The sequence below is a fragment of the Photobacterium sp. GB-1 genome, assembly GCF_003026165.1.
In the GTDB taxonomy this organism is placed as follows: Bacteria; Pseudomonadota; Gammaproteobacteria; order Enterobacterales; family Vibrionaceae; genus Photobacterium.
In genome coordinates this window covers 106,065-118,750 of sequence record NZ_PYOB01000012.1, presented here as the reverse complement: position 1 = coordinate 118,750, position 12,686 = coordinate 106,065, and the positions used below count along the sequence as shown (strand labels likewise).

Here is a 12,686-nt window from a genome sequence, read left to right as displayed (position 1 = left end):
TTATTATATAGGTTAATGATTGCCGATTTTACAATGTAAGGAACTGATAATCATGCATTTTTTACAGTTATCCTAGTAGGCGTACAAAGATTATTTATTGATAGTTACTTCTAATCTTTCAGGGTATTTGAACATACACTGCAAGCATTAATAGCAACCCGTGATATACATATCCGACACTATGTTAGCCACATAACTTTTTAACGAATCCAATCATGGATTGTTACGGTGTCACTCTATGTTTATTGATAAGTGTTGATGTTTCTTGGTAGGAAAGTTCATAAGCAAACAATAACGAATAAAACAACTTATAGTATTGAAGTGCGGTAGGTTATAGAGACTAACTACCTACATTCTCATCCACCAATTCAGTTTGGTTAGGTACCCACCATAGAATAAATGTAGCAACAACCACCGAGATAAAACCAAACAGCAACAGGTTTAGATTTGGGATTAATGCATTAAAAGCGAAAATCAAAATGACTGGAAGAACTGACGTAAACATTCCAAATAGTTTTCTTCGCCGATTCCATTTTATAAGTGCTGAACATTTCACACAGCGATATTGAGTTGTGCATTTGCTAAATAATATATAACTAAGGGAAATAGGAGAGTGACAGTTAGGGCATTGATGCTTAGCCATAAAGATTCCTAAGTGTTGTGTGTCATGTAATCGAACGTCAACTTTACCAAGTTAGCTCATCTATTTATAAACATTTACACAAAGCAAGGTTAATGCTGGCGACCATCTCACATAATGATGAATCGCCATGTATCGATTAAAACTTATTTTCACTGTTGTATTTGTTAGTGATTTTGAAGTCATTTAGGTCTAAGTTTTCTAAGAACTCAAAACCGTGATGCTCATGGTAATACCAAGCAGCAAAGCCAATGATCGCGAGTACAATTAATTTTTTCATACAATCCTTTGTTTTGTTATAAACAGTAAAATCAAACACAGCAATCCTTGCTGTTCAAAAGCGTTTTAATATACAAAACAATGAATATGAGCATTTTTAAAACGTCACAGAACAGTAATCACACTAGTACTCATATGCTAAATGTGACGAATCCTAGACGTAAACAGCGATGTAATACGGTGATATATCAGTAGCAAATGCAAGGGGTGTCAAAATGATACATCAAATAGATAGTATTTAAATATTTATCATTAATTCCTTATACCAATTTTCTTCACGGATTGAAACTAAATCTATATCATTTTCAATGAAACCTTTTTCTGGTAACGTTCCAGCATTTAAACAATTATATAATTCCTTCTTACAATTAGAAAAATCATGTCGAAGAGCATATATACAAGCTAAATTATAGCTAGGCTTATCATTTAATAATTTTGCATCCATAAATTTAGATTCAGCTTTATCTATCAAATCATTATCTTTTTCTAAGCTATATATTCTTAGAAGAGACGACCCCCAATTATTTATTGCATCAGAATATTGAGGATTTATTTCAACTGCTTTTTCAAATTTCACTATGCTCAATTTATAAGAATCAATATCATCTTTGAGTGTCGCCAACTCAGACAAAGCAAGTCCCCAGCTATTAAAGGCTTCATATGTATTAGCTTCAATAGATAACGCTTTTTCATAATGCTCAAAACTTTCATAAAATAAAGTTTCATTATTTTCTACTACTGCTTGATCTGATATTTTATTACCAAGTAATATGTGTGACCATATTACTGATGATTTTTCTTCATCTTTTAATTTAATACCGGTTGATTGAGCAATACATTCTTCATATTTACCTTCCATAAAAAGGCTTTCAAAGTTAGGTCTATCCTCATTTTTATCATCTTCGCATGCTTTTTTTAAGCTTAATCGTGTAGAAGTTAAAATATCTACTCCTACATTTTCCTGAGTTGGGAAATCTAATATAGATTCAAACTGCTCTAGTAAATATGAAAATGGGTCACTAAAAACTAGTGGAGGAAAACATTCTAATTCTTGTGCGAGTTCAATAAAAAAACGATCTGCATCAGAATAGTACAAATAATGCGCAGCGTTATTTGGCGAAATTAATTCATCAGTTATATGTTTAGGAGCAGTTTTATCTCTACCCACCCAGAAGAGTTTCTTTTGATCAGAAAACTTTTCCACTAATAAAGGAAAAAATGCATCGGCCTGTCCACTATATCCTATAAATAAGCTAGGGGATTGACTTAATGTTGTCGCAATAAATTGACTTAAGCGAGCAGCATGTAAGTTTGTTTCCTGATCAGTATTAAGTTGCGTGAAACCATGACTTTGCCCATGTAAATGTACTATAGCAGGGTTAATTATAAGATCGAGTAGATCAAAATTTGCAGTTGTAAAATCATATATTGATGGATATAAACCAAGTAAACCACAACTTCTTGCTAAAATATTATCAAAATTAAAAGTAAATACACGCTGAATATAATTCTGCTCTAATAATATTGCTTGTACAATATGCGCCCAGTTTATTTTAGCGTTCTTTATATATCTCTGTAATAGATCTCTTCTGTCATCTTTTGTAAGAGCAGACATACATTTGCCGTAGTCTCGCTTTTCATCTTCTGATAGAGACTTTAGGTCTAAGGTATATTTTTGATTAATTTCATCAACCAACTCTGATGCCAACGGCATTCCAGCACTTTTTGAACAGCCTGCACCAGTAAAAAGTACAAAGGGTTGTCCTTTTTCTTTTGCACGTTTTATATACTCAGCTAGATCTTTTACATTATAACTGTTCATGGTCGACTAAAGTTCCCAACTTTAAAATTAATAAGTACTAGAAACAAACCCAACCCTTATCTAAAAAAGAACACCTATTACCATAGAGGAATTGGGCTAGTTATTTGATTTCTTTGATAAGATAAATCATTACGTGTAATTTATGTATAGAAAAATAGTCACAAGATATTAATAAAAGGAAAATTTTGTAGTGAAGCATGATACATAGCTTTAAAGCCTAAGTATCTTACCATCATTTTATGGTGCGCATTATGCTGCTTTTATGTAAATGAGTTGTGTATTTACTAAATAACAAATAGCTAAGGGAAATAGGAGAGTGACAGTTAGGGCATTGATGCTTAGCCATTAGTATTCCTAAGTGTTGTGTTTATCGTGTAATCGAGCTTAAACTTTACCAAGTTAGCTCATCTATTTATAAACATTTACACAAAGCAAGGTTAATGCTGGCGACCATCTCACATAATGATGAATCGCCATGTATCGATTAAAACTTGTTTTCACTGTTATATTTGTTAGTGATTTTGAAGTCATTAAGGTCTAAGTCTTCTAAAAACTCAAAACCGTGATGCTCATGGTAATACCAAGCAGCAAAGCCAATGATCACGAGTACAATTAATTTTTTCATACAATCCTTTGTTTTTGTTAACGGTTAAACCAACAACGGCAATCCATGCCGTGTATCCAAGGAAAATAATATACAAAACAATAACGCTGTGATTGCAGTATCAAATGGCCAATCTGTGTATTAAGCAAATGAATAACACTGAAACAGATTCAAATACCAATACAAGTTGTGATGATCGTTATGGTTAAGACGAGAAGCTAAGTAATATTTATACGCCCTTAACGATTAATGAATTAATGATACGGCGCATAACAATCAAACAGAATGTTGTTTAGATAAGTTTTTTAAGTGTAATTGTTCGGTTTCATCATTATCTGGCATACGTAAATACTCTAAACGTCCATAACAAAATTGGATACGATTTAAGGTAAATATATGATTTTCATGTTGATTCATCCAATCTTTAATACCATCCAATAAAACAACATCTTTAGGTAACGGTGTTTTAAATTCGCCGTCACCCGTAAATACAACTAATGACTTAATGTGTTCTTCTGGTACAAAGTCGAAAAGGGCTTGAATTGCTTTAATATGCTTGTAATTTTGATGGATAGGGTTTTGAAAATACGAACGCTTTTTGAATAGCACTTGCATCCATTTCTTTTGTTTCGGATCTCCATATATCCAGCCACTATAGTGCTTAGTTTCAACAACAAACACGCCTCTGGTACAAATTAAGATATGATCAATTTGGGTTGTGCTGCCATCAATAGGCAAAGTCACATTGTTTATAACAATGCCAGCAATTTGCTCATCCATTAGATAAGCGTTCAATCTCTTAGAAACTAATCGTTCACCAATATTAAGTCTAGACTTCTCAACATCAAATATTTTTCTTTTGGCAAAAGCAACGCCGCAAATAAAGCTGAACAATAATCCAAAAATGTAAATGAAATCAAACATAAGAAACCCGAAATTAAAAGCGAGAATTTACCACTGTGTAACTATATTCACTACAATTTAATTGAATCTTTTGAAAAAGCTTTGTCAGTACTTAAACGAATTTCATCTGTAGTTTCCGCTATGTTTTTCTTTATAAGAGGGATGTATTTATAGTTCAGTCTGTAAGATGTAGCTAACGTAGTATTTCCAGTAAGTGAAATTATGTTATCAGAGTTAGCTCCCCATATTTTCTCTGTACCAACCGTATCTTGAAGTATAAATTTTGAAAGGATATTAGCTGTAGATGGATAATCTTTAGCTTCTATGTATTGACTGTACTTCTTTGTGAGCTGATTAACTAAGCTGGTATAAAAGTATTCCTTTTCTTCAGCTGGCATTGATATAACAAAAATATTAACTTGGATACGATACAAAGATTGAGATTTTTTAGTAAAGAAAAGCGAAACTTTAGCTGATTCACCAGCGACTTTAGTTGAATAGCTAAAAATTCGAGCATCTGGCTTTTTATTAAGGTATTTTTCATTATATTGATTATAAAGTATTGAAGTACCAGTATTAATCGGGATGTTTTTCAACTTAGAACGCTTTTTAAAGGCTAGAATATTCATTCCATACTTCCAACCATCAAATGTATCTAACGCTGTAAGTCCATATTCATAATCTTCAGCACAGGGAAAGTCCTGAAATACAACTTTATCATCAATAGTGCACTTATATATTTCTGCAGCACTCGTTGCCGAACTAAGTGAGACAAGTAAAACGGATAAAGCTAGTTTGTAATTATTCATATCTTTCCTTGATTGAATATAATACGTATAAATATCAACAACTAATTACCATAATCTACAGAAGCGAATAAACTTCAATCATTAATAAATGCGAGTGATGATCGTAAATTGAGATAAAATAAACACTTATACCTAAATTGATGTTGATGACACTTTACTTTGGGATCTATACCTTCGGTGCGCATTATGTACCTTATGTTAAATAGGATATCTAGCTTATTATCGGTCATAGACAGCAAGCTAAAGTGTCACATGTATTGCTCTACTCTGCTGATTTATTGATAGTTTTTGTTTGTTACAGGGTTATTTAACAGTATTGCGTATTTACCATAAAATAGGTAATTACCATTAATAATTCTTGTTCTGCGAACGCTATGCATTCTTAAACAAGGATTATTTGGAATTACCAAAAAAGAACAGCCTCAAACGCTATTAGAGTTTGAGGCTGCTTTAATGTTACTTAATACTTAACTTACTTTTCGCCAACCAATTTCAATGGATTGGAGTTGCTCGGTAAGTAACGTAACGAAAACATAGCGTCTGGATGGCATGTTTTTTCGTTCAAAATGCTGTCGAATTTTTCTTTACTCACACGATCGGCATTGAAACTTTTAGCCGCTTTATCTTGCACGAAGATTTCGCGGATAATGCCGACATTACAGCCTAAGTCATCTAAGTAAGCATGGCGTTCATCTGTCGATAATGCTTGTGTTCCCGCACCATCTTGTACATAAACAATTAAACCTAAGTTGGTAAGTTGATCTGTCCATTGTTTTATCTGGCTTTGAGTTAATTGGCCTGATAAGTAAAGACTGATCATTAATGGCTCATCATACCGTTTTACTTGCTGCTTTAGGATTTGTGCCAGTTGCTCTCTTTGTGCCGGTGTTTTGAAATCGTAATCTGATAACTCTAACGGTAAATATAAACCTTGTACTTTGTTTGAGTGTATTCTTAACCAAGTTTTCCACTGCATGTATGATTTATGCAGCTTGTTAAAGTACTCTGTTAAATACACTTTTTGCTCAGTAGCATTGGTATGTATCTCACGGAAATAATTAGGATCGGAATATAATCCGACCCATAATTTTATATTATCATCTTGCAATGCTTCCATACGCTGCGCTAACCAGCTGTGAGACTCTCCAAAGGTTTGATTGCCGTATTGTGTCCATTGAATGACGATGTTTTTTATACCTATACCCCTGATTTCTCTACCAAACTCTTTCCATTGCTGTTGTGAGATATCACGATCTTGATTAAGCGGTTGATAGAAAATACTAAGATTTTGACTATCTGCCTTTTGCTGACAGCTAGTTAAAAAGATAATGAAAAACGCAGTAAGACAGCATCGTCTGATTTGTTTCCCTGTGAACTTTGTAGTGTATGTTGCCATTCAAGACCTACTTCTGAATCTACGTCTAAGCCATTGTATTTGGTGTAATGTGAATTCCAGTTCCAACTTGCTCCTAAACCTGCCACAGTAGATGTGTTGTCACTGTCGTCGGCCCATTGTATAAATGTGTATGGCGTAAGTCTTTGTTGGTAATCATTTTTCATCTTGAATGTTTGACCAATTTCGTAACGACCAAACAAAATATAGTCATTTGTATTATCTAGATATAATAGTCCGTCAGCATAAACGCTCTGATATAACCAATGATTGAGATCAGGCTTCCATGCTTTTGACCATTTATCGTTTGAAAGTACGTTGGAACTAACACGTACATAAGGTCGTAATTTATGGTCATCGCCTATTACTTGTTGGCGAACACCGGCTTTTAAATAAGTATCATGGCTTGCTATGGGTTGGACTTGATACGATAAATCCAAGTCAGTGGTATTGTCTGATGATGTATTAGCAAATCCCCCATTACTTAATGCTGCAATAGAAAATGCACTGCGTGGGAGCCACGGATGTTCAAAATAGTATTTAGCATCACTGTATAAGAAATAGTTTCCTGCTCGACTAGATACCCCTGGCATTGCTTGTTGTTGATCAGTCCCAATCCAACCCGCGATATTATATTTCCAGCCTAAATTGATGTTTTTATGTGAGCTTTGTAAGTAATTAATCAGTTTCTTGTTTGGTGCTGGGCTAGTTAGCTCCTGATCAATAGCGGCTTTATATAGCTGTGATGAAAGTGCTGTATCACCGTTTTTATTTGCGATATCAGCATATTCTGCAGTCATATTGACATCTTTTTTATACTTCAGATGTTGATATGCATTAGCAAACGCCTGCTGCGCTAACTCAGGGTCTTTTTGATAAGTTTGGTAACCTAATAGCGCACTCGCGTTACCGGTTTTGTCGCTTTCAAACAATTTTTTTGCTAATTCGGTATCGTTATTTTCTGCTATGTATTTAGCAAGATCTTTGATTAATTCCGATGACTGGGTGTGATCAATCCCTTGCTCTATACGTGATATTACAGTGGCTTTATCATCCATTTTTTTAGCAATATCAATGCCTAGCTGCCACCACTGTTCATTCTGTTTATCAAAGTTTGATTCCAACCAGTCCTGATTTGCACGCTTTGTTTGCCCTACTTCATTCATCGTTTCTATATCTAAATAACGTGAGTATGGTGGTAGGTTTTTAAAATCTGACGTATTACGCACAGCTTTATGCCAGTATGATTCACTGACCTTATACGCTTTTGCTTTAGCGAACCATTGCGCTAACACTAATGATTGTTGAGTTGTCGGAGCGTTTTTTATTGTTGCCTGATACTGCTCTGCTGCTTTCAATGGATCATGATTAACCACACAATATGCGATCGCTTGGTTTAAATAGTCATTATTTGTTACTAAGCCATCAACCATCTTACATTGCTGCTGTAACTGCCAAACCTGAGGTGACAATGTCACTTTATTTCTGTTTGCGTCCGCAATGATTTGCGGGGTAAACAATGTAATATTACGTTGAGCAATATCTAAGATGTTATTAACAATTTTACGATCGGCCAATAGCTTTTGTTTATGTGTTTGTAAGCCGTATTTAATCATTGATGCTGCGAGTTTATCCCCATTGGAAGATTGTAACGCATTAAACACCGCATGAACTAAATCGGAGTTATGGTGATCATTTTTGTAAATCTGAAAAGATACTCTGGCTGCTTTACCGTATTGTTTTACTTTTGAATAGGCATACGCAAGTTCTCTGCCAAATGACTCCTGATGATCGTTATCTTTTAATAAATTGATTATCTTCGACCATGCGCGTTGATTCTTGTAGTGCGTTAATAGCACGCTTGTTTTCAATTTCTTTGCACTACTCTGCTTAAAGTCAATTTGTTCTAGTTGGCCATACAACCCTAATTTATCATCAAGTTCGATCCACATTGTTGAGTCTTTCTGCGGATCACATTGCTTCAATTTCATTTTGGCCTGTGTGATATTATCTTCCGATATACTATTCATTGTTTGTTTCAAACAAGGCGTCATTTCGGCAAATTCATTAATGACTTGTTCGTCTAATGAATTTAAGTAATCTCGTTGTTTAATAAACACATCAGAAAGCGCATTATTGTCATATAAGCGATTTAGTTCTTTTCGTGCTTTTTTATATTGGTATGTCGCCAATAAATGTTCAATATATTGGTTGTAAAACTCTTGCTGATCAGGAAGTGAAACAAGTTTAGACGCATAAGTCAGCGCCTTTATCTCATTACCATTCATTAATGTAGTAAGAGCAAGATATTTTAAATCCGTCTGATTACTCGAGTGTGATTGATAAATTGAATCAAGTATTGGTTGTGCTTCAATATACTTCTTGTCTGAATATAAATGATAAGCTTCATAGCGAAGCGTTATTAACGACTTATATTTATCTGGCTTATTATATGACCATTGTAATGCTTTGGTTGAGCCATACTGTTTATCTATATTGTACAGATTATTAGCAAAGAAACTCTGCATTTGTGTTGCTGTTAGTGTGTCAGCAATTTTTTTCAATTGTTCCTGCGTGTAAAACTTGCCATTTTTTGCGTTATTCAACCAGACATTGAGAACCTCATTACCCCTCTCATTCTTTGGTATTTTGGTTAAATATTTTAATTGCGTTTCAATCGGCTTACCGGCACTTACAGCTAACTGATAAGCGAATTTTAAAAAAGGAACATGGTTCGGAACAATAATGAGTGCGTGATCCACTTCTTTCAATGCTGCATTGTATTGTTTGTTTTTTTGTTCCTGATACGCCTTATCAATATACGGATAAGTGCGAAAATGCTCTGAATCTGTAAGATGCGCATAAATATTAGCTGACGCATGTACATTAACACTCAGAAATGCACAAGCCATAGCGATTGATGTTCTTTTGAAGTTATTCATAAGTACTGTTTGCATTCATTAATAAGTTGATTAACATTCATTTGCTGTGAAGCTTGAAGCTCCAATGCTTTGTCTATGGCTTCTTTTGTCACGTAATGGTGCTGAATTAAAAATGCACCAAAACTTTGCTCATATTCTTTTTCATAAGCAAGGATAGCCTGATTCAGCACCGCTGACTCTATTTGTTTACTCATTAATAAACACTGACCTAGTTGACTCTGTGTTGCAAAGTACTGATCAATCAGAGTGTTGTAAGCCTCTTGAGAAAGATTTTTCTTACCAACGGTTTCTTCAATCACTTTATGAGGATTAATCTCTTTTTGCTCTAAATACCAGTAGCGTAAACCTAATGTCACAGCACCATTAGTCGTAATTACTGATTTTACAGGGCACTTTAATCGTCTTTTTATCGTTGCTAACGCTACAGGGCTTAATGGCATTTCTTTACCTAGCACGAGCATTTCACCATCTTTTCGTAGTGGCAGTACCGAGTACTTCAATGCCAGTTTTTTAGGTAACAATTCAATAAGTGCAGGATCTAAATCAAAGGGATCACAGTGTTCAAATTCAGATTCAAATTGCTCAGCAATTGCTTTACTTAAATCGTCATTGCTCACAATACCTTGCTCAACTAAGTAAGAGCCGAGTAAACGGTCTTTCGGCATATTAATTAATACACTATTCAGCATTTCTTCCGTTATTTTATTGTTTTCTTTTAAGATCTCTCCAATTGGCTTTTTCCGTATTTCATCTTGAATGCTTGGAAAATCATGGGTAGTTTTATCCCAAGCAACACGCCTTGCATCACCTTGTTGAATAACTTGTGTAATAGCACGAACGTTAGCAGCAAAGTTAATAACAGTGCCCCAACATAAACGTAGTAGTGATAGCACGCCTTCTAAATAACCATAGTATTGGCTTACAAAGAAAAAACGTTGGAATAAGCGGTTAATAAACAATAAGGTATTAATCACTAAAAGAATATGAGTGGTCTTATCCTTAGCAATTATAGATAGGAAATGGAAGCCATCTTTCACAAAGTAGGAATAGATTGTTAGTCCCACTAATTGTAAAAAGATAAGCATAGATAGAAAGCCTATCGTATTGTTAATAAAACCTCTTCTGTCACGCCATAAAAAGTAATTTAACTTCCAATCGCTCGTCCATTTGGTATTTTTAAAACCTTGGAAAACGATACCAATAATCCAGCGGCTTTTTTGACGGACTGCTGTATTAAATGTTGTAGGGAAATATTCACGCACACAGACAACGTTACCGTCATGTAGGGATACCCCAATTGAGTCTTCTTTGAGTGTTGATTGGTCTTTATCAATAATAGGGAATCGGACAAAGATTTCGTTCATTCCCCATTGCTTCAGCCGTAAACCAATATCGTAGTCTTCCGTTAATGATTGAACATCAAATGGTAAACCATCACCTGCCACTAATAGTTTTAAAATCGCTTTACGGCTAAAACATGTCCCCACACCAGCACTAGGTACTTGTCCTGCTATCGCTTCTCGAACAACAACATCTTTACCATGTAATTCTGCAAATTCATCAGCGTAGTGGCCCGGTGTCATTTGATACCATTTACGGGTATAAGGATAAACAGGCAACTGAATCAGATCTTTTTCAGGCAATAAGTAGTTGTAAAGGCGCAGTTCCATTGGTGAAACAATGTCTTCTGAATCATGGAGAATAAAACCTGAAAATTCTATTTTTGCTTTTTTCTCAAACTCTATAATTGATGAAATAATATTGTTTAAGCAATCTGCTTTACTGGTTGGCCCTGGGCGAGCACACACCACTTTATGTACGTTAGGGAAACGCGCACAAACACGATCAACATCAGCTTGTGTTTCAGGGTCGTTAGGATAAGTACCAACAAAAATTTGATAGTTTTCATAATCTAAGCGAGATGCTGCCAGCTCAGCCATTTTATCGATTACGCCAAACTCTTGCCATGCTGGTACCATGATCGCTAATGGCTGCTCTTCTTTTTGATAAAGATCATTTACATTTTTACGTGAAAATCTTTTATAAACGGTGCCCTTTCGCCAAAAATGGCGTATCCAGTAGTAGAGATCGATGAACAAGTCATCGATACCACAAATACATAAAATCACCATGGTCACGAACAGTACAACGCGTAAGCCATATAAGTAGTAGAGAAAATAATCGAACATATCCATGATTAGAACTCGTGCACTCGCTTACAAATAAGGGCTGATGCATCGCCTTTACCGTATGGGTTTAGACAATCTTCAGATTTCCCTTGCAGCAACAGTGTCAACGCTGCATCGACAATACGATCACTATCATCGGCTCCCGCTAATATAGATAATCCTAAATTTAGCGCTTCTGGGCGCTCTGTCGTTTCTCGTAAAATTACAACTGGTGTTCCATAAGTCGGTGCTTCTTCTTGGATACCACCAGAGTCTGTCATAGTCAGCACAGATGAAGCGAGAGTCTGCTGCAAGGCCAAATAGTCCAGCGGCTCGACAATTGATAGGTTTTCCACCCCATTTAAATTATCCATCACAGCTTGCTTAACTGTTGGATTTGGATGCACCGCCAAAACAAAGCGCAACTCAGGCTTTAAGTTAATAAGTTTCTTAATTGCTTCGCTAATGGTAGGAATAGACAGCCAATTTTCACGACGATGAGCAGTAACAAGTACTGTATTAGTCGCTTCAAGGTTAATGATACCTTTGTCTAATAATAATTTTTGCGCATCAATTGCTGTATTACCTGTCACTATCACAGATTCAGGTTTTATACCTTCTGCAAGTAGTGCTTCCTTTGCCATTTCTGTTGGAGAAAAATGCAAATTTGCAATACGAGCGACTAAGGTTCGATTCGATTCTTCTGGAAAAGGATGTTGCAAGTTACCTGAACGCAAACCAGCTTCAACATGGCCAATGCAGGGTATTTGAGCATAAAACGCAGCCATAGCACCGGCTAATGTAGAGCTTGTATCACCATGAACGAGGACACAGTCGTATTCGTTCTTTTGTAATACCGATTGAATATTTACCATTAAACCAGAGACTAATTCCGTTAATGTATTTCCTTCTGGACGTTGAAAGAAATAATCTGGTTTGATCTCAAAAACTCGAAAAGTTTGCTCTGCAAGCGTGTCATGTTGCCCTGTATGGCACCATTCAACCCACTTTTTTTGTTTTTTAAATTCAGCATATACTGGTGCCATTTTTATTATTTCTGGTCTAGTCCCTGTAATAATAAGTGTTTTCATAGATATTTACTCAAACTATTTATAACTCAAAACCC

General features: G+C 35.2%; 10 protein-coding genes. All 10 read right to left on the bottom strand.

All coding sequences use genetic code 11. From position 1 onward, the window contains the following. Nucleotides 1-340: 340 nt before the first annotated feature. The 10 genes from C9J45_RS21550 to wecB all read right to left on the bottom strand — a co-directional run bounded on the left by C9J45_RS21550 (nucleotide 341) and on the right by wecB (nucleotide 12,651). On the bottom strand, nucleotides 341-505 hold the full coding sequence (locus C9J45_RS21550; protein WP_158260226.1) for a hypothetical protein: 165 nt from the start codon (nucleotides 503-505) through the stop codon (nucleotides 341-343). Between the two features lie 274 nt (nucleotides 506-779). Then, on the bottom strand, nucleotides 780-920 hold the full coding sequence (locus C9J45_RS21670) for a hypothetical protein (RefSeq protein ID WP_199190690.1): 141 nt from the start codon (nucleotides 918-920) through the stop codon (nucleotides 780-782). 237 nt (nucleotides 921-1,157) lie between these two features. Beyond that, nucleotides 1,158-2,741: a hypothetical protein gene (locus C9J45_RS13205; protein WP_107292641.1), complete on the bottom strand. Its 1,584-nt coding sequence runs from the start codon at nucleotides 2,739-2,741 to the stop codon at nucleotides 1,158-1,160. 484 nt (nucleotides 2,742-3,225) lie between these two features. Next, nucleotides 3,226-3,366, bottom strand: a complete 141-nt coding sequence (locus tag C9J45_RS21665) for a hypothetical protein (RefSeq protein ID WP_199190689.1) — start codon at nucleotides 3,364-3,366, stop codon at nucleotides 3,226-3,228. A 255-nt stretch (nucleotides 3,367-3,621) separates the two neighbouring features. Continuing rightward, nucleotides 3,622-4,269 carry a nuclease-related domain-containing protein gene (locus tag C9J45_RS13200; protein ID WP_105062208.1) on the bottom strand — a complete coding sequence of 216 codons (648 nt, stop codon included), beginning with the start codon at nucleotides 4,267-4,269 and terminating at the stop codon, nucleotides 3,622-3,624. A 50-nt stretch (nucleotides 4,270-4,319) separates the two neighbouring features. Further along, entirely contained in the window at nucleotides 4,320-5,057 is a 738-nt protein-coding gene (locus C9J45_RS13195) for a hypothetical protein (protein WP_107292640.1), read from the bottom strand. A 472-nt stretch (nucleotides 5,058-5,529) separates the two neighbouring features. Beyond that, nucleotides 5,530-6,453 (bottom strand): DUF4434 domain-containing protein, encoded by a 924-nt coding sequence (locus tag C9J45_RS13190; RefSeq protein ID WP_107292639.1) that lies wholly within the window; start codon nucleotides 6,451-6,453, stop codon nucleotides 5,530-5,532. Continuing rightward, nucleotides 6,375-9,362 (bottom strand): hypothetical protein, encoded by a 2,988-nt coding sequence (locus tag C9J45_RS13185; RefSeq protein WP_158260177.1) that lies wholly within the window; start codon nucleotides 9,360-9,362, stop codon nucleotides 6,375-6,377. The genes C9J45_RS13190 and C9J45_RS13185 overlap by 79 nt, the downstream gene beginning before the upstream one ends. A 26-nt stretch (nucleotides 9,363-9,388) precedes the next feature. After that, nucleotides 9,389-11,587: a glycosyl transferase family protein gene (locus C9J45_RS13180; protein ID WP_107292638.1), complete on the bottom strand. Its 2,199-nt coding sequence runs from the start codon at nucleotides 11,585-11,587 to the stop codon at nucleotides 9,389-9,391. A 2-nt stretch (nucleotides 11,588-11,589) separates the two neighbouring features. Further along, nucleotides 11,590-12,651, bottom strand: a complete 1,062-nt coding sequence (gene wecB, locus C9J45_RS13175) for a non-hydrolyzing UDP-N-acetylglucosamine 2-epimerase (RefSeq protein ID WP_107292637.1) — start codon at nucleotides 12,649-12,651, stop codon at nucleotides 11,590-11,592. Between the last annotated feature and the right edge of the window lie 35 nt (nucleotides 12,652-12,686).